This is a genomic window from Synechococcus sp. R60.1 (assembly GCF_047461835.1).
Lineage (GTDB): Bacteria > Cyanobacteriota > Cyanobacteriia > Thermostichales > Thermostichaceae > Thermostichus.
Genome location: NZ_JANSIA010000001.1, coordinates 24,027 through 48,201 on the forward strand (window position 1 = coordinate 24,027; position 24,175 = coordinate 48,201).

Consider the following 24,175-nt stretch of genomic DNA (forward strand, 5'->3'; position numbering starts at 1 on the left):
CCAGTTGCCCTTGATGTCTTTGCCAATTGTTTACCACCCCGACTACAGTGCCCCCCTGCCGCCGGGCCATCGCTTTCCCATGCCGAAATTTCGCCTCTTGCAAGAGCTGCTGCTGCGGGAAGGGGTGATCCGCCCCCAACAAGTGCACCACCCTGAGCTGCCCCCTCTCGCCTGGATTGAGTCGGTACATACCCCTGAGTACGTCAGGGCCTACTGTGAGGGATCCCTGGAGGCCAAGCTGCAGCGGCGCATCGGCCTGCCCTGGAGCCCGGAGCTGGTGCAGCGCACCTGTCGAGCGGTGGGGGGTACCGTCTTGACCGCCCAATTGGCCCTGCGCCACGGCCTGGCCTGCAACACCGCCGGCGGCACCCACCATGCCTTCCCTGCCTACGGCTCCGGCTTTTGTATCTTCAACGACCTGGCCATTGCCGCCCAAGTCCTGCTGCAGCAAGGGCTGGTGCAAAGGCTCTTGATCGTGGATCTGGATGTCCATCAAGGAGATGGCACTGCTTGGATCTTTCGCTCCGAGCCGCGGGTGTTCACCTTTTCCATGCACTGCGAGGCCAACTTCCCCGCCACCAAACAACAGAGCGACCTGGACGTGCCCCTGCCGGTAGGCATGGAAGATGAAGCCTATCTCCAGACTTTGGCCGACCACTTGCCCGATCTGTTGGCTCAGGTGCGCCCTGACCTGGTGCTCTACGATGCCGGTGTGGATCCCCACGAAGAAGACCTCTTGGGCAAGCTGGCCCTTAGCGACCAGGGCCTGTTTCGGCGGGACATGCAAGTGCTGAACACTTGTCTAAAGCAGGGCTATCCTGTCGCCTGCGTCATCGGCGGCGGCTACGGCAAAGACCTCAACCGCCTCGTGTATCGCCACTCCCTGCTGCACCGGGCTGCCAGCGAAGTGTACCGCCAATACCGTCTTTAGCCGGGCGCAAACTAGGCGTATTCGGCAATCACTACTGTGATGTTGTCTCGCCCGCCCCGCTCTTTGGCCGCCTCGATGAGCTTTAGGGGAAGTTGCTCCAAATCTTCCACCTGCAGGCAATACTCGATGATCACTTCGTCGTCCAGCTCCTCAGTTAGGCCGTCGCTACACAACAACAGGCGATCCCCTGGGTAAACTGTAATCGGCTGCACAGAAGGTGGACCCGCATCGGGTCGGCCCAGGCAGCGCTCGAGAATATGTCGCCAAGGGTGAATCCGGGCCTGCTCATAGGTCAGCTCCCCCAGTCGAATGGAGCGAGCCACTAAGGTGTGATCCTCGGTCATTTGCTGCATTTCGGATCCCCGTAGGCGATAGAGGCGAGAATCACCGATGTGAGCGCTCCAGCAGTTGTCATTGGGATCCACCATGGCCACCACCACCGTAGTGCCCATGTCTGCCCGCTCTGGATTTTCCCGCTGATCCTTGAGGATGGCACTGTTGGCTGCTTCTACGGCTTCGCTGAGCAACCGGGGTGCCGGCACGTTTTTCCAGCCTCGATCCAGATATTCTCGGATGGTCTCGACAGCCAACAGGCTGGCTGTAGCCCCGGCAGCATGTCCTCCCATACCATCGGCAACAATAAAATAGCGCCCCTCTGGATCGCAGTAGCAGGCATCTTGATTGCTGCTGCGGATCTTGCCGGGATCCGTAGCGCAGGCATATCGTCGCATCACATCAATCGCTCTGACCGATTCAACCTTAAGAGTACTCTGATTAAAGCAAGAGCAGCGAGGGCAGCCAAAACCAAAGTGATAACCGTTAAGGTAGCATGTCCGGCCAAAAAGAGCTGAGTTGCGCTCAAAAAAAAGGCCGCAAACAACACCCCGTAAATGACTCCCAGCCCGGTGTTGTTCAGCTTGCGCAGCAAGCGCTCCGTCTCGCTGGATCGCACCCGCAGGCGTAGCTCCCCTTGTTCTATCTTGCTCAAGGTCAATTCGATCCGGCGCGGCAAGCTGAGGCTGCTGCTGGTGAACTCAGCCGCTTGACGGCCAACCTGGGCCAAGAGGGTCTCAGTCTTGCTTCCGTTTAAACTCATCAGCTCTTCCGCAAAGGGTTTGGCCACCTCCATAAAGTCGAACTCCGGATCCAACCCTTTCCCCAATCCCTCCAGCGTGGTCAGGGCCCGCATCACAAAGGTGAAGGTAGCCGGAAAACGAAACGGCTGATCGTAGGCCAGCTCGTAGAGGTCTTCGCTGATGGCCGCCACCGAGATTTCTCCCGAGTTGCTGGAAAAGGGTTTGTCCATAAAGTGATCCAGCATGTACTGCACCGAGCGGCGCACCGGAGCCAGATCGGCGGTGGGCACCAGCACCCCCAGTTCCACCAGCGAGGCCACCACCCGATCGGCATTTTTGGAGACCACACCTGCCAGCGTGCCCATCAGCTTTTCTTTCACATCGGAGGGCAGGCGGCCCATCATGCCGAAGTCGTAGAAGATCAGCGTGCCATCGGGCTTCACGGCAATGTTGCCGGGGTGGGGATCGGCGTGAAAAAAACCATCCTTGAGCAGTTGCCGCAGATAAGCCTCTGCCCCCAGACGAGCCAAAACCTTGCGATCCAGCCCCGCCGCGCTCAGGGCTTCGTAATCGCTGATTTTGATCCCCGGCAGGTATTCCAATGTCAACAGGCGAGGAGAGGTGTAACGCCAATACACTTTGGGAACAGCAATTTGCGGCATATCCCGAAAGTTGCGACGGAAGGTATCGGCATTGCGGCCCTCATTGAGGTAATCCACCTCTTCCCAGAGGGTGCGCCGACACTCTTCGTAGATGCCGATCCAGTCGCGGCCCGGCCCGCCCCAAGAGGTGCGATACTGAAAGAACTCGGCAATCCCACGGCAGATCTCCAAATCGATGGTGAACAGCCGGGTCAGCCCCGGACGCTGCACCTTCACCACCACCTCTTCCCCGGTTTTGAGCTTGGCGCGATGCACCTGCCCCAAGCTGGCAGCGGCCAAAGGGGTGGGATCAAAGTAGCTGTAGATTTGGGTTATCGGCCTGCCCAGCTCCTGCTGCACAATTGCCGCCACCTGTTCGTAGCTGAAAGCAGGCACCCGATCCTGCAGCTTGGAGAGCTCCTCGACATATTCCGAGGGGAAGAGATCGGCGCGGGTGGAGAAAAACTGCCCCACTTTAATAAAAGTAGGGCCTAAGTTAAGCAGCGTTTCGCGGATCCAAATGGCTCTGGTCCGGCGGCGCTGGGCCTTTCGCTCGGGCGTGGGTTGTCCCCCATAGCTCCAAGCCTGCTGATCCAGCCAAAGGTAAAACAGCCAGGTGAGCACAAATCGCCAAATGTCCAGCATGCGGCCCTGGCGAGTATAGTTCTCCCGGGCCCAGCGGTAGGCGGTATAGGGCTTGACGGGTTGTGATCCCAAAGAAGTCCGGGATCCCAAAAGGCTCGCGTTCAAGCGTTTCGACTCCGGTACTTCTGCAACTCGGAGCGCAGCTGCGCCACTTCCGCCCGCAAGTCGTCCAGAGTTGCCTGCAAATCTTCTGTCTGGAAAGGCAGCGGCACCCTTTCCTGGGCGGCCATGGATGCTTCTGCCTCAGCCCGGGTCATGACATCCTGGGCAAAGGTTTGCCAGCCCTCCTGCAGCTCGGCCCACACCTTGCCCACTTCCCCGGCAATATCGGTGAGGGTGCTTTCCAAACGCTCGCGCAGAACGTCTGCCACAGCCTTGCCGACAAAAAAAGCCTGCACAACCGGATTCTTCATGCGACCCAAGTGTTAAGAAGCATCACCCAGATTATAACGAATCCTGCTCAAACACAGCGGCGAGCCGACCCACCCGAACAGCAGCGGATCGATCGGCCCGGCGGATTGGGGAGTTCGTCCAGTCCTAGCGGCGGTTGGTGGTCATGTCAGGGATCTTCAGATCGAAGACGCTGATGTTTTGCCGTGCAGCCGGCTTGGGATTGAGCATGCGGGCCATGTTGAGGAAGTTTTCTGGATCCCCGGGTTTGGGAGGACGGGTGAGACGATAGGTGCGCACCACTTCCCGCGTCGAGCGCTTCACGCCGGAGACATCGCGCCAACGAGCTCCATAGCGGGGGGTTACCAGGTTGGCGGGCTTTTCCGACAGGCGACGGCGTTGGTAAGGCACCACATCGTCCCCAAAGGCGGCATTGTACTCTTCGCTATCCACCACAGCGTCGATGAAGCCATCTAGCCCCTTGGTGGCAACGATGATGGAGTACTTGATGCGCTCCTGTTGGCTGTAGGTGGGCCGACCCAAAAAGCGCTGGAAGGTGACCTCGATGAAGCGGTAGTTGTCGTTGGGAACCATGACCAGATCCCGGTACACCTCCGACTTGCCCAGGCCGCGCACAAACTCTTTGACCGAGATTGCCCCGTTGCGCAATTGGGACTCCAGAGCTTTTTGCCGATAACTCTCCAGCATCAGATGCTCGCTGAAGATCTGGCGATAGGCAGCGCGAATGATGTTGTCGATACCTGTCGGGTCGTCAGGACGGTAGACGGGCGGGGTTTCGTCGCTGGGCACAAAGTAGCGAGGCACCCGTTCATTTTGGGTGGTGGGGCGATCGGCAAGCAACGGAAGGGACATAGATGGTGCTCCTAAAAAAACGAGAAAAACTTAAGAAAAACACAGTGGGGCAGGGAAGCTAAGGCTCGGCAGCCAATTCCTGCCGGCTCATCTGGGCGCGGAGAGGGATCAGAGGATCGGCATCTTCCAGGGCCATCTGGAGCGCAGCCTCGACTGAGGGTCGCAGGGACTGTTCACCCTGGAGAGCCAAGTCCGTCAGGGATCCGACGGCGGCATAGCGGACTCCCCAATCGGCATCGGCAAGGCATTGCCGCAACAGGTGCAAGGCTCGCTCTTGATCGGGCAAGGGCCGCTTGGCAGCCACCCGTCCCAGCCCGCGGGTCGCCGCCCGCCGTACACTGGGGGCAAAGTCCGCCACAATGGCTTCTGCCAAAAAGGGGTAGGCATCCCCATGGCCAATGCGAGCCAAAGCCCGCACCGAATAGGCCCGCGCCCCGTAATCGAAACCGTCAATATGGCTCAGCAAGGGCTGCACCGCCGCCTCCCCAAAGCGCAGCACTTCCTCCAGGGCGGCTTCCCCCACTGCAGGGCGATTGAACCCAAAGGCGCGAATTAAGATGGGGATCCCTTCCACTTGGCCTAAAGCGCCCAGCGCCCTCACCACCCGCAGCAAGTCCTCAGGCGACGTGGCCTGCTCCAATTCTGCTGCCAGTTGAGCCACAGCAATGGGAAACGCTTGAGCAGCCGAGGCGGAGGACATAGGCAACGAATAGTCAAAGGTACAGTTGAAGCATCTGAAATGATCTAAATCAAAGGCACTGAGCGCCCCAAAATCCTAAAAGAGCCTCTCCAGTTGCGGAAGGATCGCTGCCGCCACCTGAGCCGGCGGTACCCGCCCCAACTGAAGCGCCACATCGAACAGCCGCTTCAGAGCATTGATGCGCAGGTTGAGCGCTACGTCGGCTGTTGCCAACAGCGGTGCCCCCGCCACCCATCCCGATTCGGCCAGGTCGAACAAAGCGGCCTGTCGCAAGCTGGAGTTGGAGTGGGCCAGGAGCGCCACTAGGATTTGGGTCAGCTCCTCGGCTTGCGTAAAGCGGTAGAGCACCCAAGCCGCTGCCGAACGCACCCGCTCAGAGGGATGGTTCAAAAAGGGCCGGATCGCTGCCTCAGCCTCGGTGGCCTGAAGCTGACCCAAGGCCTCGATAAGGGCTTCCCAGGGCTGCTCCTGCTCGCGGGACTGCAACAGTGCCAGCAAGGGATCCACCGCTCGCTTGTCCCCCAATTGAGCCAAGGCATAGGCAGCCTCTTCCCGCACATGAAAGTCGGTACAAGTGAGCGCCTCGATCAAACCGGGCACGGCCCGCGCATCCCCAATTTGCCCCAGGGCCTTAGCGGCATTGCGGCGCAGAGGATAGCCCCCCAAGGCAGTGCGATCCCGCTCATCCTGCAACGCCAAAAGCAGCGGCTCTACCCCCCTTGGATCCCGAACTGTGCCCAGGTACCAGGCAGCATAGTAGCGATCTTGCAAGTCATCCCCCTGCAGCCGGGCTATCGCCTGCTCCCAAGTGAGCTGCTGCGGCAGCACCGCCGTGTTGGATGCCATACGAACCGTTGCAGAGCTGTTCATGACACCTGGGCAACCTTGCCGGTAACTTCAGTCGGCCGTCGGGCCTCCCTCACTCAGCAGCGCCGTTGCCCTGAGCGGGAGAGGCATTGGCTCCCGACAAGGCAGTGACCTGCACGATTTTGCCACCCATCCGCAGAATGCGCTGCATCTCGGCAGACAACCGACTGTAGGGAACGGTGGTGCTCAGGGTGCTGCGGCGAACTTTGGCAGAGGTGGCCAGAGCATCGGGCGGGTTGAGCAGACCGGTGTACTCAACTCGGTAAACCCGGCTGCCGGCTTCTGTCAGGGCTTCAGGGCTGGTGGTGCTTTGACCAAACATCGCTTTCCCCAATTATTATCAGATTTCGTTTAGAGGACTGTCAGGGGCAACCAAGCGCCGGATAAGCTGTACCGGCTACTTTCGCGGGCCAGCCGCGTTGCCACCAGGCAATGTCTAGAACCCAGAGGTTAACTCCCCCAGACTAGAGAGCAGGCGACTAACCCAACTGGCTCAAAGGGAGCCGAAGCGCTAAGCCAACCTAGAAACAGGTGGAATAGACCTCTCTGGAGCCGCCGCCTGCTCTGGAGAGATACACACTTGGAAGACGAAGAAAGAGATCGTCCCCTCCCAACAAGCGGGGATCTTTGCCCTGGGATCCCTTAGCTGAGGGCGTTGATGGCGTAATCGAAGTAGATGGCAGCTTCGTTGGCCGCTTGACCGCTCAGCATGCCCAGAGCGCGGCTCTTCATGTACTGCAGAGCCACGATGTACCAGCTCGGAGAGAGGTTAAAGGAGCGGTTCACTTCCCGCAGCCCGGCTACCAAGTATTCATCGAGGGGGCCGGTGCCACCCGCAACCAGGGAATAGGTGATGAAGCGGAGGTAGTAGCCGATGTCGCGGGCACACTTGGCCTGAAACACATCGCCGTGGCCCATTTCACCCGGCTGGGTCAAGTAAGGGAACCTCTTGAACACTTCCTGCACCGCTTCCCGCACCAGGGTTTGCTGATTGTTGGTTAGGACACGGGCCGCTTCCAGAGAAGCAGCAGCACGCTGGTAACGACCATTCACGGCCTGCAGCTCGCTGGCATTCAGAAAACGCCCTTGATTGTCAGCGGCAGCAATCGCTTCAGTGATGACGGTTTTCACCTTGCAACTCCTAAATTCATCAATTGTGTTGTTAACGAACATTCTGTAGGAAAGGCGGACTGGATCTCCACCTGCCTATCAGAAATGAAGGGATCTAACCGATCTAAAAAGGGACGACTAAGCCAGCTTCGACCCAAAGCTCAAACGATGGCGGCAGCAGCCTTATCGAAGTAGCTGGCCACTTCGCTTTGCAGCGCCGAGCAGTCGCCAGGGGTGATGCCTTTCGGATCCATGATCTTGGCCAGCGCTTCTTTCTTCATGGCAGCAATGCCGTTGGCCACAGAAGTGGTGGGCACCCCCAGAGCAATGTAGGTTTCCCGCAGGCCGTTCAGGCAGCGATCTTCCAGCACAGAGCTATCCCCGGCCAAAGTGGCATAGGTGATGTAGCGCAAGATGATCTCCATGTCCCGTAGGCAGGCGGCCATGCGGCGGTTGGTGTAGGCATTGCCGCCGGGAGCGATCAGATCTGGCTCTTGAGCAAACAAAGAGCGAGCTGCATTGGTTACGATTTGGGCGGCATTGCTGGTCATGCGGTTGACAGCATCTAGGCGCTTGTTGCCCTCTGCCACCAAAGCCGCCAAACGGTCAAAGTCTTGGTCACTTAAAAAGGCACCGCGTGCATCTGCCTGAGCGATCACCCGGGTAAAAGCATCTTGCATGATGGATCTCCTTCTGGTCTTTCCAAAAAGTGGTGAGCGACTGGCTGAACCTCCCAAAAGCCGAATCCCAAGCTTTTTTGCGGGATCCTCTTTGACCCCCAAAAATCAAGGATTCCGTGGCAGCAGACCCCCCACCGAACCCCCCAATTTTTAGATAGGTCAAGAACCTCTGCGACTTTCAGACAGCCGAGCATCCAGCCTAATTTTATATCGCGGGAGGGATGAGTGTTTTGTGAAGATTTACAAACCCATCGATACCAAAATGTCTGCTTAGCCTGGGATCCCTGGACTATGGGGCGCAGCAGGGGGGAAATGGGTCTGCGGGCTGGCTCACAAAATGTAAACATTTGTTTTGAGATGGAAGCAGTCTGAGTGGGCACCTTCCTGAACAGAAGTTAACACTCTGGAGGGGTCACCTCTTGCAGAGCCGCTTTGAGGGCTCGACAAAAGTGGGCTATTTGCTGCAGTCCCTCTTCAGGCGTGGGGGCTTTCGCCAGCCGTTGCACAAATGCGCTGCCCACAATCGCCGCATCTGCTCCCCAGAGAGCGATCTGGCGGGCCTGGTCGGGAGTGGAGATGCCGAAGCCCACCCCAATCGGCAGGGGGGTTTGTTGGCGCAGTTGCTGCAGCAAAGCCGGGATCCGCTTTTCCAGGGTGGCCCGTTCGCCGGTAACGCCGGTGGTGCTGACCAAGTAGACAAAGCCACTGGACTGCTGGGCAATGCGGCGCATGCGCTCCGGGGGGCTGGTGGGGGCCACCAGCAGGATGAGGTCGATCTCTTCGGCCTGGGCTGCTTGTCGCAGGGATCCCGCCTCTTCCAGAGGCAGATCGGGGACGACCAAGCCGGCACAGCCGGCCTGCCGCAGTTGATGCAGAAAGTTGGGGATGCCGAGCTGGTGGATGGGGTTGTAGTAGGTGAACAGGATCAGGGGGGCCTGCAGCGAGAGACAGCGCAAGCCTTGTAGAATGGCGCCCAAAGTGACTCCCCGACTGAGGGCGCGGGTGGCTGCTGCTTGGATCACCGGCCCATCCGCCAAGGGATCCGAGTAGGGTACCCCCAGCTCGATAAGATCGGCGCCGCTCTGATCCAGAACCTGCAAAGCCTCAAAGGTGGTTTCCAAGTTGGGATCCCCAGCGGTGAGGTAGGGGATGAGGGCTTTTTCACCACGGCTGCGCAGCGCCTGAAAGCAGGCTGTGATCCGAGTGGGCATGGGATCCATTCGATTCTGAGGAGATTGAGAGCATCCCCCACTGTAGCGTCTGCCGGGATCCCTAGGGGAGAGGCACAAAATCGTAGCCGGTACCGGAGCGGTTGCCGGGCTCAACCCGCACCAGCACGTTGGGAGCGTTGCGGTCGCCGGAGGGCAAGAAGCGCACTTCTCCGGAAGCGCCGTCCTGGAGGAGGAAGTTGGGATCCTGCAAACGGGCCAGCACAGCGTTGCGGCTGGTGGCTCCTTGGCTGAAAGCTTGCAAGAAAACCCGGGTGGCGTCGTAGGCCAGAGCGGTGCGCCAGCTCACCTGCCCTCCCCAGAGCTGGGCTGCCTTCTGGGCAAACTCGCGGTTGCGAGGCACCTGAGGATGCCAGGGTACCGCCACCACCAAGCCTTCTACCGCTGCTCCCCCGTCTTGCAACGTGGCGAGGCTGAAGAGCACATCGCCGCCCAGAAGAGCAAGGGGCTTACCAGCTACAGCGTTCTCGCGGGCTACGGCCAGCGCTTTTTCGGCTACGGAAGCCGTGGGAGCTAAAAAAGCTACCTGGGCTCCTTGGCCGACGGCCCTTTGCAGGCTGGCCTGGGGGTTGAAGTCCGACGCCGATAAGTCGAACTCCGCCAGCACGATGCCCCCTTCGCTGGTCAGGGTGGAGGCAAAGGCATCGCGCAAGCTGGAGCTGTAGGCGCTGTTGGGGTTGTAGAAGATGGCCACCCTTTGCAACCGCAACGTGTTGAGAGCATAACGGGCCAGTTGCGTGCCGGCCACTTGATCGGAGGGCACGGTGCGAAAAATGGCATCCCCCAGCATGCTGATGCGGGTGCTGGTGGAGGTGGAGGAGATCATGGCCAAGCCGGCAGGCTGATAAACCTCGGCTGCAGCCAGGGTGGCATCGCTGGTGTTATGGCCAATCACCCCCAAGATCTCAGGCTGCGCCACCAGGGCTTTGGCCACCGCTGCTGCTCGCTCAGGGTTATCGCCATCGTCGGCAATCACTACCCGCAGCAGCCGTCCTCCGATTCCCCCCTGTTGGAAAAGCTCCTCCTGAGCTTGCGCCACCCCGCGCAGGGTCTCTTTGGCGCGGTTGGGGTTGCTGGAGATGGGCACCACCACCGCCAGGCTCAAGGGACTGCCCTGCTGCTGGGCACGGGCATTGTTCAAGAAAATGCGAGCTTCCGGGTCGTTGCGGTTGCTTTGCAGCCCCATCTCCAACACCGGGATGGCTGCGCTGAGGTTACCTTGGCGCAACAGCTCTGCAGCGGCAACGGCAGCGGGACTGCTATCGGCAAACAAGGTGCGCTCGCCGCTGGTCAGGAGCAGATCTTGTGCTCCACCCCCCAACCCTGGCAGCGATACTGGCGGTAGAGAAATGCCTTCCGGCCAGCGAACATAGCCCGCCTGCCAAGCGCGATGACCGCCCCAGAGTAGCAATAGCCCCAAGGCAATGTAGACAATGGGTGGTGGAGACTTGGCAACCATATATCTCATGTTATAGAGAGAGAAAACGCTAGCTTTTGGCCAGCAAAGACACTGCTTGTATCCTCAGGAATCCTCAAAAGTCATCTTTCCAAGGATCTCTAAGGATCTCCGACTATGCATCAGCATGAGTGCGGGAGTATGTCACGGATCGGGACGGTAGGAAGGGCTGTTGCGGTATTGGCGCTCTAGCTGCTCCACAATGGAAATGGGAACGGATGAGGTCTCGGAGGGCTCTTCTGGCGAGGTGCCGATCTGCGTCTCGGTCTCCACATTGAACTGCCGAGATGTTGCCCAAACCACTGCTGCAATCAGCAAAAGGACGATAGCGGCACCGTAAAGAAAGGCGACGATGGCCATCGGGTCAATGGTTTAGCTTTCCCCTTCCATGATAAAGGCTGTCGAGAATTACCCACTTCAGGATCCCTTAGAGCAAGCCCTATGGGACTGGCACCGAGGAGAGGCCAAGGGATCCCTGCTCTTGCATGCCTACGGCCTGGAGGGGATCCCGTTGGCGGAAGAGCCCCAGGTGGTCTCCCCAGAGGTGTTCTTCACCCAGGAGCTGCCGGAGGTGGAGGCCATGGCTTTGGATCTATGCCGCGGTCGGGTGCTGGACATCGGCGCCGGCACGGGCCGCCACAGCCTGCTGCTGCAGGAGGAAGGATTGGCCGTGGCTGCCTTGGATCGCTCCCCTGTGGCTTTGCAGATTATGGCAGAGCGGGGGGTGTGTTGCCGCATTGCCGCCGATCTTTTCCACTGGGCGGGGCCAGGAGAGCCCTTCGATACCCTACTCCTGCTGATGAACGGCGTCGGCTTGGCGGGATCCCTGTCGGGCTTGGAGCGTTTTTTGCGCCTGGCTCGCCACTGGGTTCAGCCCACTGGCCAGTTGCTCCTGGATTCCACCGATTTGAGCGATGCCAGCGACCTCGCAGATCTGCGGAATCTGCCGGCAGAAGAGGGAGGGCGTTTAGAAAACTTGGAAGATCCCTCTGGCAAGCTGGCCGCTCCTGCCCACCTCGAAGCAGGTGGCTCAGAAGATTGGCAGGAAGGGAGCGAGGCAAAAGCCAAGGTAGTGAACTTTGTAGCCGAGTACAACGGCCAGCGGGGGGATCCCTTTCCCTGGCTATTTGTAGATCCGGAAACCCTGCTGCAGTGTGCCCACGCCAACGGCTGGCAGGGGCAGATTGTCTATCAAGAGCCGGAGGGGGCTTTTCTGGCACGCCTCACCCCCTTCTGAAGGACTCGCTAGTGGGAAAGGATCTGGGATAAAAACAGGCGGGAGCGCTCTTCTTTCGGATTGCTGAAAAACTCTTGGGGGGTGTTTTCCTCCACGATCTTGCCGCGGTCGAAGAAGATAATCCGATCCGCCACCTCGCGGGCAAAGCCCATCTCGTGGGTTACACACACCATGGTCATCCCCGAGCGGGCCAACTCCCGCATCACGTCCAGCACCTCCTTGATCATCTCTGGATCCAAGGCCGAGGTGGGCTCATCGAAGAGCATCACCGCCGGATTCATGGCCAAGGCGCGGGCAATCGCCACCCGCTGCTGCTGCCCCCCCGAAAGTTGCCCCGGGTATTTTTCTGCTTGCTCGGCGATCCCCACGCGGCTTAGCAGTTCCATAGCCCGCTCTATCGCCTCACTTTTTTTCATCTTTTTCACGTGGATTGGGCCAAGGGTTACATTTTGCAAAACCGTGAGATGGGGAAACAGGTTGAACTGTTGAAAAACCATGCCCACCTCGCGGCGAATGGCATCGATGTTGCGCAGGTCGCTGGTTAGCTCAATGCCATCTACCACAATGCGCCCTCTCTGGTGTTCTTCTAAGCGGTTCAACGTGCGAATAAACGTTGACTTGCCCGAACCTGAAGGCCCACAGACCACCACCACCTCTCCGCGGCGGATGCGGGTGGTAATGCCCTTGAGGACGTGGAAATCGCCGTACCATTTGTGAACATCTTCGCATTGGATAATGTCAGCGCTGGCTGCACTTTGCGGAGAGAGTGAAGACCTTATGTGCGGGGATCCTTGCATGGGTGGGTGACTCCCTAAGTTTCACCAAAGCAGGCATGGGTACCATGGCAGAACTGGCCGAGCCACAACCGTAGCCTCTGCAACATTTCCATACGCCCTGACATGTAAGGCTTTGAGAAAATCGTAGGCGCCTATGGCAAACCATTCTATGGGGTGTGGGGTGTGGCAGGAGTGTAACCCGATGGCACGGTATCTCGGTTGAAGTGCCGTGTATGAACGACTGTTGACGACGAAGATCTTGAGGATTGACATGGGGTAATTTTATGAACTGGATAAAGCATTTGAACGGATTGGCTCCCTTGGCCGGGGCACTGGCGTTGTCTATGGGCCTGCAGTCCCTTCCCGCTTGGGCGCAGCTGGGGCCGCTCACCGACCGCATCAAGGCTCGGGGCGAGTTGATCTGTGGGGTAAACAACCAACTGCCCGGATTCGGCAACCTGGATGACCAAGGCAAGTATGTGGGTTTTGATATCGACATCTGCCGGGCGGTAGCTGCCGCTCTCTTTGGAGATCCGGACAAGGTTCGATACGTCTACCTGACGGCGGCCAATCGCCAGTCTGCGATTCAGTCGGGCGAGGTCGATATGATTAGCCGCAACACCACCTGGACCCTCACCCGGGATCGCGAGTGGGCGGTGACCTTCGGCCCCACCACCTACTACGACGGCCAAGGATTTATGGTGCGGAAGTCGCTGGGGGTGGAAAAGCTGGAAGACCTGAACGGGGCCACCATCTGTGTGATTGCCGGCACCACCACCGAGCTGAACTTGGCGGATACCTTCCGCGCCCGTGGCATTGCCTTTACGCCAGTAACCTTCGACGGCGATGATTCCTCTTTCAACGCCTACGAAGAGGGCCGTTGCGATGCCATCACCAGCGACCAAAGCGCCCTCATCTCCCGCCGGGCCAGCTTGGCTTCTCCCGACGACCACGTGATCTTGCCGGAGATCATTTCCAAAGAGCCCTTGGGGCCGCTGGTTCCCCACGGAGATGAGAGTTTCTCCGACATTATGAACTGGACGGTCTACGCCCTCTTCTATGCAGAAGAAAAGGGGATCACCAGCGCCAATGTGGACGAGTTCCTCAAGTCCGAGGATCCCGACATTCGCCGCTTCTTGGGCCAGGAAGGCAACCTGGGAGAGCTGCTGGGCCTGAAGCCGGATTGGGTGGTCAATGTCATCAAGGCGGTGGGCAACTACGGCGAGATCTTCAACCGCCACCTGACCCCCTTGGGCGTGCCGCGGGGCTTGAACCAGCCCTACACCAAAGGCGGGATCCAGTACGCGCCGCCTTTCCGCTAATCGCAAATCCGGGAGCTGTCGCCCCCCCTGGGACAGGGATCCCGGTTGGTCAGTACCGGCCAGGGATCCCTTGTTTCCTGTCATACTTTGGATTGTTGCCTGCGCCCCATGACTGCACTGTCTGACCAGCCCCACCTTCGCCCCCCCTGGTGGCGGGATGAGCGTATCCTGAAGCTCTTGCTGCAGGTGGCCTTTGTCGTGGCCGTGCTGCTGGTGTTCGGGATCCTTGCTCAGAACCTCCTCGCCAGCCTGCGTCGCCTGGGCATCAGCTTGGGCTTTCGCTTTCTGGGCAACTCTGCCAACTTCGGCATCACCGAAGGGCTTATCCCCTACGACCCTTCCGAGAGCTACCTGAAGGCGCTGGTGGTGGGAGCGGTGAACACCCTCTGGCTGTCGGCAGTCAGCATTGTGTTGGCGACGGCGATGGGCTTTGTCCTGGGGATGGCTCGCCTCTCCAGCAACTGGCTGGCCCGCCAGCTGGCCACCGTTGTTACCGAGATCTTTCGCAATGTCCCGGTGCTGCTGATCGTGATCTTCTGGTACCAGGGGGTGATCCTCACCCTGCCGGGGGTGCGCAACAGTCTCTCCATCGGCGGGCTTGTCTTTATCAACCAGCGGGGAGTGAAGCTGCCCGGGTTGGATCCCAGCGGCTGGCTGGTTCCCGCGCTGGCCATTGTAATCGCGGCTGGGTGGGGGATCCGCAAGCTGCTCCTAGTCTGCCGACCCGAGCTGGGATCCCGGCAGCGGAACCTGTGGGTGGCTGCGGGGGTGGCGCTGCTGGCGGTGGCCTGTTGGGTGATCTTCCCGGAGCCGCCGGTGCGGCTGGATGTCCCGGTACTGGAGCGCTTTAACTTCCGGGGTGGGATCCAGCTTTCGGCGGAGTTTACCGCCATGATGCTGGGCTTGGTGACCTACACCGGCTGCTACATTGCCGAAGTGGTGCGGGGATCCTTTTTGGCGGTGCCGCGGGGGCAGTGGGAGGCGGCCCGGGCCGTCGGCCTGTCGGAGCTGGAAACCTTTCGCTTGGTGATTGTGCCCCAGGCCCTGCGGATCATGATCCCCTCGTTGAACACTCAGTATCTCACCCTGATCAAAAACTCCAGCTTGGCCATTGCCGTTGGCTTTTCCGATCTGTTCAACATCAGCAGCACCATCATCAATCAGTCGGGACGCTCGGTGGAGATGTTCGCCATCCTCATGGCCACCTACCTGACCTTTAACCTGGTGGTTTCCTACGGCATGAACTGGCTCAATGCCCGCGTCAAATTGGTGGAGCGCTAACCCATGCCCAGCAGTCTCTCCTCTCCCCTTGTAGAAGAAAAGGTACTCCCCCCCAGGGAGAAACAAAGTCCTCTGGCTTGGGTGCGCCGCAACCTGTTCGACTCCTGGCTGAGCACCTTGCTCACCTTGGTCTCTGCCTTGGTGTTGGCCTGGGCAATTTCCCTGTTCTGGAACTGGGCGTTCACCCAAGCCCGCTGGGAGGTGATCCCGGCCAACCTGAAAATCTTTGCCAGCGGCACCTACCCCAGCAGCCAACTGTGGCGGGTGTGGGCGGTGTTGGGAATTGTGCTGGCCACCTTGGGGGTAGCGGGGGGGGCTTGGGGCGGTGTGCTGCTGCACTACCTCATTCTCTTGGGAGCTGCTATGGGCTTAGCCGCGTTCCTGCCTTTGGGAACCCAGTCGCAGGGGTGGCTGGCGGTTTGCTCTGGAGCGACTTTTGCCGCTATTGCCCTCAGTCGGGGACGGGAATCCTGGCGGCTGGCTTCCATCTGGGTTTGGGCCTTGATCTTGCCCCTCTGTCTGCAGCTGCTGCTGGGCGACCTGGGCCCCCCTTGGCCGGCAGTGCGGGCTGAGCAACTGTCTGGACTGCTGCTGACCTTGATCTTGGCGGCAGCCGCCATGATCATCGGCTTCCCCATTGGGGTGTTGCTGGCGTTGGGCCGGGCCAATCGGGCGTTGCCGGTAATCCGGATCTTCTGCACGCTGGTGATCGAGCTGGTGCGGGGGGTGCCTCTGACCACCATTCTGTTTGCCGCCTGGCTGTTGGTGCCCTTCTTTCTGGGGGGGATCAGCGTCAACCTGATCATCAGGGCGGAGGTGGCCTTCATCTTGTTTACAGCCGTGTACGTGGCCGAGGACGTGCGGGGCGGCCTGCAGTCAATCCCGCTGGGCCAGCTAGAAGCGGCACGGGCGCTGGGCTTGAACCCCTTTCAAGTGACGGCTCTGGTGATTTTGCCCCAGGCACTGCGGGCAGCCGTTCCGGCGCTGGTGAACGAGTTCCTCACCCTCTTCAAAGACACGTCGCTGGTGTTCATTGTCGGCCTCATCGACCTGCTGCAGGCGGGGCGGGTGGTGTTCACTAACCCCAACTGGCTGGGCACCCAGCGGGAAGTGCTGTTTTTTATCGGCCTGATCTACTTTATCTGCTGCTTTGCCATGGCTTACGCCGCCCAGCAGGTGGAAAAGGCGCTGGGCTTGGGCAAGCGCTAGAAATTGCAACCGCTCCCCTTCCCAGTTTCATCTGCTCAGGCCCCGGGATCCCCTTAACAGGCCAGGGCTACATCCCCCTATAGCGGCTCGACAAGTGCTTTTCCCTGGAGAGGGGGCAGCGCTAAGATAGCGGGGAACGTTTCGTTACACCTTGGCCCATGACCCTTGCCTCTGAGACCGAGTCCCCGGAGCAAGCCGCGGCGGCCCCTGAGCCTGGTCGGGTGCGGGATCCGGAGTTTCCCTACGAGGTCGAGATGACCTTGATGGAGCACTTGGAAGAGCTGCGCAGCCGCCTGTTGGCCAGCGTGATCGCGGTGGTGATCTGCATCATCGCTTGCTTTGCCGTGGTGAACCGCATTGTCGCCCTGCTGGAGGTGCCCGCTCGGGGGGTTACCTTTTTGCAACTGGCGCCGGGGGAGTATTTTTTCGTTTCTGTGAAGGTGGCGGCCTACTCGGGGCTATTGCTGGCCACACCCTTTTTGCTCTACCAAATTGCCCGCTTCGTCTTGCCGGGGCTGAGCGTGAAGGAGCGCAAGCTGCTGGGGCCGGTGGTGCTGGGATCCAGCCTTCTCTTTGTGGCCGGCTTGGTCTTTGCCTACTATCTCCTCATTCCGGCGGCGCTTAACTTTTTCATCCGCTACGGCGAAGGGGTGGTGGATCAGGCTTGGTCCATCGACCGCTACTTCGAGTTTGTGCTGCTGCTGCTGTTCAGCACCGGCCTGGCCTTTCAGGTGCCGATTTTGCAGGCGCTGCTGGGGGCGCTGGGGCTGGTGACTGCCGAGCAGATGTTCAAGGGCTGGCGCTACGTGGTTCTGGGCGCGGTGGTGGCGGGGGCCATTCTCACCCCTTCGACGGATCCCCTCACCCAGAGCCTTTTGGCCGGGGCTGTGACGTTTCTATATTTGTTTGGCATTCTGCTGGTGAAGCTCCTTGGCAAATGAGCCGAAGCTGCATGCGCTGATCTTGGCGGCTGGGTTTTCCACGCGGATGGGAGAGCCGAAAGCCTTTCTGCCCTGGAAAGACGGGCAAACCCTGCTCTCTTACCAGATTTTTCAGTGGCGACAGGCGGGGTTTCAACCCTGGGTGGTGCTGGGATCCCAGCATCTGGCGGCAGCCCAACCCCACTTGGCAGGGGCAGAGGTGCTGGTCAATCCGGCTCCTGAGCTGGGCAAGACCCACTCCATTCGGGTAGGGGTGGAAGGGATCCCTGCCGATTTTCAGGTGCTGGCCATTTCGGCGGTGGATCAGCCCCGCCCGGCGTGGATCTACCACAGCTTGCTGGAGTACCATCTGCGCCATCGCGCTTGGGTTACTGTGCCGGTGCATCGAGGGCGACGGGGGCACCCTACCCTGATCGACAGGCGCTTGCGGGAAAAGCTGTTGGATCTCCGAGAAGAAACCCTGGGCCTGCGCCGGTTGTTGCAGGATCTGGGCAGGCGGGTACAGGAGGTGGAGCTCTACACTCCTGAGATCTTCCTGGACTGCAATACCCCTGCCGATATGGAGGCCGCTGCTGCCGGTTGCGACAGCGTTGCCCAGGAGTAAGGGGATCCCCTTCAGCACTTGTCCTGCGACCGGTCGCCTCAGCGGTACCGAGCACTTCGGCGTTGCCCAGCAAGATGTTCTTCCCATTGCTCGTATGAGAAAGGGCCTTTATCCTGCCAGCACCTACGATCCTGCCTGCCCGGTCGGCAGCTACTGGGACAGCACGATAGCAGATCCCGGTTGGCGGCATCCGGCACCTTTGCAAGCGCAGGTGGGCGCGGAGGTGGTCATTGTGGGGGGAGGATTGACGGGGCTATCGACGGCCTTGCACCTGGCCCGCGACCACGGCATCCATGCTTGTCTGCTGGAGGCGGGATCCCTGGGTTGGGGGGCCTCGGGACGCAATGGCGGCTTTTGCGGGGTGGGGTCGAGCCACCTTACCCACACCCAGATGGTGCGGCGGGTGGGCCTGGCAGAGACAGAGCGCTACTACCGGGATCAATGGCAGGCAGTGGAAACCGTTCAGGAGCTGGCGGCCAGCGAGGGCTTCTCCCTAGAGGCTCAGGGACAGGGCTGCTATGCAGTGGCCCATCGTCCACAGGCATGGTCGGAATTGGAGGCCGAGTACCAGATCTGTACTCAGGTGGCGGGCTACCCGGCCCAGCTCCTCAACCCCAAAGAGCTGCGGGAACGCGGCTTCAACAGCCAAGAGAACCACGGCGCTTTGCACATCGGGGTGGGGTTTGGCCTCAACCCCCTCAAGCTCACCCAAGGACTGGCCCAAGCGGCCCACCGGTGGGGGGCGAAGCTGTACAGCGGCAGTCCGGTCACGGCCTGGGAAAAGGTGGGATCCCAACACATCTGTCACACGCTGGGAGGAACGGTGCGCGCTCGGCACTTGGTCATTGCCACCAATGGCTACACCCCAGAGGCCCTGTATCCCCAACTGGCGGGATCCCTGCTGCCGGCACTGTCCAACATCCTGGTCACCCGACCTCTGACGCCTCAGGAGCAGAAAGCGCAAGGGTGGTGGGATCCGACGCCGCTCTACGACATGCGGCGGCTGCTGTTCTATTACCGTCTGCTGCCGGATGGGCGCCTGCTGTTTGGGGGACGGGGTGGCACCCGCGATACCCCGACGGAGCGACAGCAGTTGCGCACTTGGATGACTCGACAGCTCTATCGTCTTTTCCCTGCTTGGGAAGGGGTGGAGATCGAGTACGCCTGGAATGGACTGGTCTGCCTTTCTCGGCAGTTTCACCCCCATATTGGCCCTTCGCCGGCGGATCCCAGCCTGTGGTACGGCTTGGCCTATCACGGCAGCGGTGTGGCCACAGCAGTGTGGGCGGGCAAAATGCTGGCCCAGGAGATTGCCGGGATCCCTTCCCAGATGAGCGCTCTGTTTCGCCAGCCGCCCCGCTCTTTCCCTTTGCCCTGGCTACGGCTTCACTACCTGCGGCTGGGGTATCTTTGGTGGCAGTTGACGGATGGATAGCCTCTCCAAGTGTGCGGGGGATCCCTCTGTTCGGCGGAGAAGTCCTGCCCTAGTCTGGTCGTAGTTGGGTGGAAACCATCGCTTGTTGTTGCTCCCGAGGTATCCAGTGCTGCTCACGTCTTGCCATCGGCCCAGTCCAGATCCGTCTCCTCTCCAAACCCAATCGGCAACCTGTCGCCGCCAACGGCTCTCGCAAGCGGGGCAGCGGCTGGGGTTTGCTCTGCTGCTCAGCCTACCCACCATGTTTTGGCCTTGGCCCCCCGGATTTGCCCAGATTGCCGGATCCCTTCTCAGCCCCTTGGTGGCCGCTTGGATCCGTTCGGAGGTTCAGAGGGTCGATAACCTGCAGGTACAGATTGCCGGCTCCGACGCCCAGATTTTGAACGGGCAGATCCCTCAGGCCCAGGTGTCGGGAGACAACCTCAGCTATCAAGGCTTTCAGGTCAGCCATCTGCGGCTGCGGGGCCAGGATATTCGCCTCAATGTGGGCGAAGCCATCCAGGGACGGAGCCCGCTGCGGCTATTGGCCCCTGTGCCGGTGCAGGTGAGTTTACGCCTCACCGAGGAAGACCTGAACCGCACCCTTCAGGCTCCCCTCATCCAAGCCCAACTGGCCCAGGCCCAGGTGCAGTTGCCCGTTGGGGGCCAAGTGGTGCCCTTTCTCATCCGCCAGCCTCAGGTCACGCTGGAACAGGGTCGGCTGCGCATCCAGGCTAACCTGACCACTCCGGAAGGGGTGGAAGCGCCGGTGACGGTGCTGACCGGCCTAGAAGCCCAAGGCCCCAACCGGTTGCGGCTGGTCAATCCCCTCTGGGTGAGCGAAGGCCAAGAGATCCCCATCCCCGGCCTGGCCGATTTCCCCATTCAGTTGGATCCCGGCGTGCGCATTGACCGCCTGGAGGTGCAGCCCGGCCAAATCCTCTACGAGGGGATGTTGGTCATCTACCCGGAAGCGGCGGCAGTGCCACAGGGGTAGGCCGGCGTTTCATGGCTTGCATTTGGTCCGGACAGTGCCGGCTCCGCTGCGGCCAAGGCTGTGATCGGGATCAGACCTGGGGAGCCGGCCTTTGGGGGAAGATCCCTCTAGCAACCGGAGGGAAAGGGATCTTGCTGGCCGTTTGCGTTGGTGCCCCGTCGGGAACCGCACCGTCCACAAGACGAGAGCGGCATCGACTCCCTTCGGTAGCCGGGCAGGAGTGGTGTATTGAGGTGAAGCCATGATCCAGGAATCCCAGAGGCAGCCATCCAACTGCAAACTCAAACCCTTAATCTGCTGGGCGCTGCCCCTGATCTTGTCGGTCGTTTTTTTGGGGGGATGTGCTGGCGACCCAGTTTCCACGGTGCCTCTGGACGGCACGGCTGCCGGCACGCGGACGGCCACTCCCGAAGGCCGATCCTTTTCCGATATTCAGCCTGGTCGGGAGCCCCGTCTGAAACACCTTTGGGCCAGTTTTGTCATCACTGCTGAGCAACTGCAATCCGCCCGCGAGGCTCCCGTTTCGCTCCATCCGCAGGCCATTCTCCCCTGCACCGACTGCGAGAGCCTCCGATGGCAGCCGGGATCCCCACCCCCCACTGCTTCCCCCGCTCCAGGCACCTACCGATCTGACCAGCTCACCTTCTCCTTCCGGGTTGAGCCCAATGAGACGTCCACCCGCCTCAGGGGTAGCTTTCACCTGGATACCACCACGCCTCTGATCCACCCCGGCGCAGGGGTGCGCTTGGTAATCCAACGGGCTTTCTGGGGGGAAGACCCGCTGGAACCGCTGCCACCTCCCCAGGACTTTCACCCTCAGCAGATCATCCGAGGCCAGTTCCAGGAGCGCAGTTGGATCCTCCCTTTCTCCCTGCCGCATCCCCCTGCCGGTGAGGTCTTGCCGCCGCTGCGGCTGGAGGTTGTTCTCACCTCGCCAATCCCACCCGATTCCGCCCCCTTTCTGCGGGGTAGGCCGCTGCCGCCACCTCCGGGTCGGCTGTATCACGGGGTCGCTTGGCCGGGCATTCCCACTTGGGATCAGCTCTTGTCCTACCGCCAGGCCATCGGTCAACCCCCCGCCTGGGCAGCCGTGGATCACCTCTGGGATCCCCGCCAGGACTTTCCACAGCAGTTGGCCAGTCGCCTGCGGGAAAGCGGCTCAGTCCCCTACCTGCGCCTGCGGCTAGATCCAGCCCAACTTTCTGCCTTGGCCAATGGGGATCACGATGAGACCTTGCGCTCTTGGGCCCGCGGGATCCAGCGCTTTGCCACCCCCATCATCCTGGCCGTCGTCGTTGGCGACGGGGATCCCGAACGCGCTCGCGGTAGCGGTGGGGAGCCCTTTGGTGGGACGGAGTCCTCGCTGCAACAACGGGCCTACCAACACCTGATGCAAACCCTGCGCTCTGTTCGCGTTAGCGGGACGGAGTCCTCGGCCAATTTGCTCTGGGTGGTGGAGCTGGACGGAGAAGATGCAGAGGCCGTGTCCGCCTGGGCTAACTTCCCTGGGATGGACTGGCTGAGCCTACAGGTAACGGGGGATCCCGCCGCTTTTGAACCGCTGTACCGCCGCCTTGAGGCCCTCAACCCGGAAGTGCCTGTGGTGATCCGCGGGCCGGCTCCGGGCTCAGCAACCTCTCAACCGCTGCTGGAAGGTCTGGAGGCGCAGCGCTGGCCTCAGGTGATCGGCTGGAGCTGGACTTTAAGCCCGGACGGGATCCCTCCTGCAGCCGCACAAGATTGGCGGCAGCATCTGCAACAGGGGGATCCCCAGATATGGCTGGGGGAAATGCGGGTGCAGCCCCCGCCCAGCCCCCTTCCCTCGCCCAAGCCTTGAGAAAGGACGACCTGTCTGGAAAAACCTCCCGGAAAAGTCGATAATAAGCCAGCCGTTTTACCTTTCCTTCAGGAATTGTGGCCCTGATCCCCTCATCACCTCCCCTGTCCCGCTTCGCCCAGGCCATCCAGCGGGGGGAATTTCTGCTCACCGCCGAGATCACCCCCCCCAAGGGATCCGACACCAGCACCCTGCTGTCTTTGGCCCAGCAGCTCAAGGGGCGGGTGCATGCCATCAACATTACGGACTCCAACCGAGCCATGGCCCGCATGAGCCCGTTGGCAGCTTCGCTGCTGTTGCATCAGGCAGGCGTTGAACCGATCCTGCAGTTGGCCTGTCGGGATCGCAACCGCCTGGCCCTCCAGGGGGATCTGTTGGGGGCCTCAGCTCTCGGCCTGCGCAATGTGTTGGCCCTCACCGGGGATCCCATCCACATCGGCGATTGCCCCGATGCCCGCCCCGTATTCGATCTGGAGTCGGTGCGCTTGCTGCAGCTTATCCAACGGCTGAACAATGGCCTCGATTGCAATGGCAAACCTCTCCCGGATGGGGGCACGCATCTGTTGGCAGGGGCAGCGGTAGAACCCCAATCGGGCAGCTTTTCCGGCCTGGAGCGGCGCTTCCACCGCAAGCTGGAAAACGGAGCCCAATTTTTCCAAAGCCAGATGGTCACCGACTTTGAGCAACTGGAGCGCTTCATGGATAAGTTGGGCCGTCCCGCCGGCAAGCCCATTTTGGCCGGCATCTTTTTGCTCAAGTCGGCCAAAAATGCCGAGTTTATCAACCGCAACCTGCCAGGAGTGAAGATCCCAGACGAGATTATCCAGCGGCTGGCCAACGCCGCCCACCCCCTCGAAGAAGGGATCCGCATTGCCGCCGAACAGGTGCGTCAGGCCCGCCAGATCTGCCATGGGGTGCATCTGATGGCCGTCAAAGCCGAGCACCTCATCCCCCGCATTCTGGATGAGGCCGGGATCCCTCCCCTGACCGGCTAGCTCAACACTTGCTCCAGCCCGTAGACCAAACCTTTGAGCTGCAGCACCTTGCGGATCCCCAGGATCACTCCCGGCATAAAAGCTATCCGATCCGTGGTGTCGTGTCTCAACGTGAGGGTTTGCCCCATCCCACCAAAGATGACCTCCTGGTGGGCGATCAACCCCGGCAGACGAACGCTGTGAATGGGGATGTTGGGGCCAGAGAGCCCTCCCCGCGCACCGGGGATCAGCTCTTTTTCTTCCACTGAGGACTCCGTCCCGCTGTCGCGAACGGGCGGGTTAAAGGCCTTGCCCAATTGCCCCAGCCGTTGGGCCGTCTGCAGAGCCGTGCCGCTGGGGGCATCCGCTTTGCGGTTGTGGTGCAGCTCGATGATCTCGACATGGTCAAAATACTGGGCCGCCTGCAGCGCCATCTGCTGCAGCAAAATCATGCCGATGGCGAAATTGGGCGCGATTAAACAGCCCACACCCGACTTGTCCGCCAGATCCCGCAGCCGCTCCACCTGCTCCGGCGTCAGGCCCGTCGTCCCCACCACCGGACGCACGCCAAAGGCAATGGCCGAGCGAACATGTTCAAAGGCCGACCGAGGATGGGTAAAGTCCACCATCACGCCGCGGTTGCTCCGCTGCGACAACCTCAGCAACTGCCCCGGCAGGTCGTCGGTAATCTCCACCCCCAGGGATCCCAGGCCCAGCACCTCGCCAATATCCGAGCCCAGTTGAGAGCGGGCCACCGCCCCCACCAACCTCATGTCGGGCGTCTGGGCAACGGCTCGCACCACCTCTCGCCCCATTTTGCCCAAGGCCCCCACCACCAAAACCGGGATGGGGGATTGGGCCGCTCCTGGAGTTGCCAACCCCTGAGAGGGGTCTGCACCACTATCGCGATCGACCGGATCAACCGATGTTGTCACCCGCTGCTGCCCTCATCCAAGCTCTACGAAATGACTGCGAAAGCGGGGGA

General features: G+C 60.7%; 25 protein-coding genes. 11 read left to right on the forward strand and 14 right to left on the reverse strand.

Annotated elements, in window-relative coordinates; all coding sequences use genetic code 11:
* Positions 1 to 13 precede the first annotated feature (13 nt).
* A complete protein-coding gene (locus tag NW834_RS00115; RefSeq protein ID WP_011432582.1) occupies positions 14 to 931 on the forward strand; it encodes a histone deacetylase in 918 nt (305 codons plus the stop codon).
* A gap of 11 nt (positions 932 to 942) precedes the next feature.
* Here NW834_RS00115 and NW834_RS00120 read toward each other — a convergent pair whose 3' ends face one another.
* The 12 genes from NW834_RS00120 to NW834_RS00175 all read right to left on the reverse strand — a co-directional run bounded on the left by NW834_RS00120 (position 943) and on the right by NW834_RS00175 (position 10,958).
* Positions 943 to 1,662, reverse strand: coding sequence for a PP2C family protein-serine/threonine phosphatase (locus NW834_RS00120; protein WP_414349919.1), 720 nt, complete (start codon positions 1,660 to 1,662; stop codon positions 943 to 945).
* Entirely contained in the window at positions 1,662 to 3,365 is a 1,704-nt protein-coding gene (locus tag NW834_RS00125; RefSeq protein WP_414426181.1) for an ABC1 kinase family protein, read from the reverse strand. Before NW834_RS00125 ends, NW834_RS00120 begins: the two co-directional genes overlap by 1 nt.
* Before the next feature lie 29 nt (positions 3,366 to 3,394).
* Positions 3,395 to 3,706: a DUF6825 family protein gene (locus NW834_RS00130; protein WP_414419064.1), complete on the reverse strand. Its 312-nt coding sequence runs from the start codon at positions 3,704 to 3,706 to the stop codon at positions 3,395 to 3,397.
* A gap of 124 nt (positions 3,707 to 3,830) precedes the next feature.
* The gene (locus NW834_RS00135; RefSeq protein ID WP_414406383.1) at positions 3,831 to 4,556 is read right to left on the reverse strand and encodes a phycobilisome rod-core linker polypeptide; all 726 of its coding nucleotides are present in this window, start codon (positions 4,554 to 4,556) and stop codon (positions 3,831 to 3,833) included.
* 58 nt (positions 4,557 to 4,614) lie between these two features.
* A complete protein-coding gene (locus tag NW834_RS00140; protein ID WP_414419063.1) occupies positions 4,615 to 5,256 on the reverse strand; it encodes a HEAT repeat domain-containing protein in 642 nt (213 codons plus the stop codon).
* A 75-nt stretch (positions 5,257 to 5,331) separates the two neighbouring features.
* A complete protein-coding gene (locus tag NW834_RS00145) occupies positions 5,332 to 6,102 on the reverse strand; it encodes a HEAT repeat domain-containing protein (RefSeq protein ID WP_414399851.1) in 771 nt (256 codons plus the stop codon).
* A gap of 73 nt (positions 6,103 to 6,175) precedes the next feature.
* Positions 6,176 to 6,445: a phycobilisome linker polypeptide gene (locus NW834_RS00150; protein ID WP_011432575.1), complete on the reverse strand. Its 270-nt coding sequence runs from the start codon at positions 6,443 to 6,445 to the stop codon at positions 6,176 to 6,178.
* A gap of 320 nt (positions 6,446 to 6,765) precedes the next feature.
* Entirely contained in the window at positions 6,766 to 7,254 is a 489-nt protein-coding gene (locus tag NW834_RS00155; protein ID WP_011432574.1) for a phycocyanin subunit alpha, read from the reverse strand.
* Positions 7,255 to 7,394: 140 nt separating this feature from the next.
* Positions 7,395 to 7,916 (reverse strand): phycocyanin subunit beta, encoded by a 522-nt coding sequence (locus NW834_RS00160; protein ID WP_304411987.1) that lies wholly within the window; start codon positions 7,914 to 7,916, stop codon positions 7,395 to 7,397.
* 392 nt (positions 7,917 to 8,308) lie between these two features.
* On the reverse strand, positions 8,309 to 9,124 hold the full coding sequence (gene trpA / locus NW834_RS00165) for a tryptophan synthase subunit alpha (protein ID WP_414329025.1): 816 nt from the start codon (positions 9,122 to 9,124) through the stop codon (positions 8,309 to 8,311).
* 61 nt (positions 9,125 to 9,185) lie between these two features.
* On the reverse strand, positions 9,186 to 10,601 hold the full coding sequence (locus NW834_RS00170) for an ABC transporter substrate-binding protein (protein ID WP_414419061.1): 1,416 nt from the start codon (positions 10,599 to 10,601) through the stop codon (positions 9,186 to 9,188).
* A 141-nt stretch (positions 10,602 to 10,742) separates the two neighbouring features.
* On the reverse strand, positions 10,743 to 10,958 hold the full coding sequence (locus tag NW834_RS00175; protein WP_011430147.1) for a hypothetical protein: 216 nt from the start codon (positions 10,956 to 10,958) through the stop codon (positions 10,743 to 10,745).
* A 28-nt stretch (positions 10,959 to 10,986) separates the two neighbouring features.
* Between NW834_RS00175 and NW834_RS00180 the strand changes: the two genes are divergently transcribed.
* On the forward strand, positions 10,987 to 11,835 hold the full coding sequence (locus NW834_RS00180; protein WP_011430146.1) for a class I SAM-dependent methyltransferase: 849 nt from the start codon (positions 10,987 to 10,989) through the stop codon (positions 11,833 to 11,835).
* Between the two features lie 8 nt (positions 11,836 to 11,843).
* Here NW834_RS00180 and NW834_RS00185 read toward each other — a convergent pair whose 3' ends face one another.
* Entirely contained in the window at positions 11,844 to 12,632 is a 789-nt protein-coding gene (locus tag NW834_RS00185) for an amino acid ABC transporter ATP-binding protein (RefSeq protein ID WP_011432567.1), read from the reverse strand.
* Between the two features lie 263 nt (positions 12,633 to 12,895).
* On the opposite strand from NW834_RS00185, the gene NW834_RS00190 reads away from it, so the two are divergent.
* The 9 genes from NW834_RS00190 (at position 12,896) to NW834_RS00230 (ending at position 23,211) form a co-directional block, all read left to right on the forward strand.
* Positions 12,896 to 13,933 carry an amino acid ABC transporter substrate-binding protein gene (locus NW834_RS00190; RefSeq protein ID WP_414419060.1) on the forward strand — a complete coding sequence of 346 codons (1,038 nt, stop codon included), beginning with the start codon at positions 12,896 to 12,898 and terminating at the stop codon, positions 13,931 to 13,933.
* A 108-nt stretch (positions 13,934 to 14,041) separates the two neighbouring features.
* Positions 14,042 to 15,214: an amino acid ABC transporter permease gene (locus tag NW834_RS00195; protein ID WP_414419059.1), complete on the forward strand. Its 1,173-nt coding sequence runs from the start codon at positions 14,042 to 14,044 to the stop codon at positions 15,212 to 15,214.
* Between the two features lie 3 nt (positions 15,215 to 15,217).
* Positions 15,218 to 16,423, forward strand: a complete 1,206-nt coding sequence (locus NW834_RS00200; RefSeq protein ID WP_414399846.1) for an amino acid ABC transporter permease — start codon at positions 15,218 to 15,220, stop codon at positions 16,421 to 16,423.
* 254 nt (positions 16,424 to 16,677) lie between these two features.
* Positions 16,678 to 17,364, forward strand: a complete 687-nt coding sequence (tatC, locus tag NW834_RS00205; protein ID WP_414356410.1) for a twin-arginine translocase subunit TatC — start codon at positions 16,678 to 16,680, stop codon at positions 17,362 to 17,364.
* Positions 17,354 to 17,968, forward strand: a complete 615-nt coding sequence (locus tag NW834_RS00210; RefSeq protein ID WP_414349906.1) for a nucleotidyltransferase family protein — start codon at positions 17,354 to 17,356, stop codon at positions 17,966 to 17,968. The genes tatC and NW834_RS00210 overlap by 11 nt, the downstream gene beginning before the upstream one ends.
* Positions 17,955 to 19,403, forward strand: a complete 1,449-nt coding sequence (locus tag NW834_RS00215; protein WP_414419058.1) for an NAD(P)/FAD-dependent oxidoreductase — start codon at positions 17,955 to 17,957, stop codon at positions 19,401 to 19,403. Before NW834_RS00210 ends, NW834_RS00215 begins: the two co-directional genes overlap by 14 nt.
* A 106-nt stretch (positions 19,404 to 19,509) precedes the next feature.
* Entirely contained in the window at positions 19,510 to 20,379 is an 870-nt protein-coding gene (locus NW834_RS00220) for a DUF2993 domain-containing protein (protein WP_414415692.1), read from the forward strand.
* Positions 20,380 to 20,695: 316 nt separating this feature from the next.
* Positions 20,696 to 22,216 (forward strand): hypothetical protein, encoded by a 1,521-nt coding sequence (locus NW834_RS00225; RefSeq protein WP_414419057.1) that lies wholly within the window; start codon positions 20,696 to 20,698, stop codon positions 22,214 to 22,216.
* Positions 22,217 to 22,293: 77 nt separating this feature from the next.
* Positions 22,294 to 23,211, forward strand: a complete 918-nt coding sequence (locus tag NW834_RS00230; protein WP_414419056.1) for a methylenetetrahydrofolate reductase — start codon at positions 22,294 to 22,296, stop codon at positions 23,209 to 23,211.
* On the opposite strand, the gene dapB is transcribed toward NW834_RS00230, so the two are convergent.
* Complete coding sequence (gene dapB / locus NW834_RS00235) at positions 23,208 to 24,068, reverse strand: 4-hydroxy-tetrahydrodipicolinate reductase (protein WP_414419077.1); 861 nt, start codon at positions 24,066 to 24,068, stop codon at positions 23,208 to 23,210. The two genes, NW834_RS00230 and dapB, sit on opposite strands and share 4 nt — an antisense overlap.
* Positions 24,069 to 24,175 lie beyond the last annotated feature (107 nt).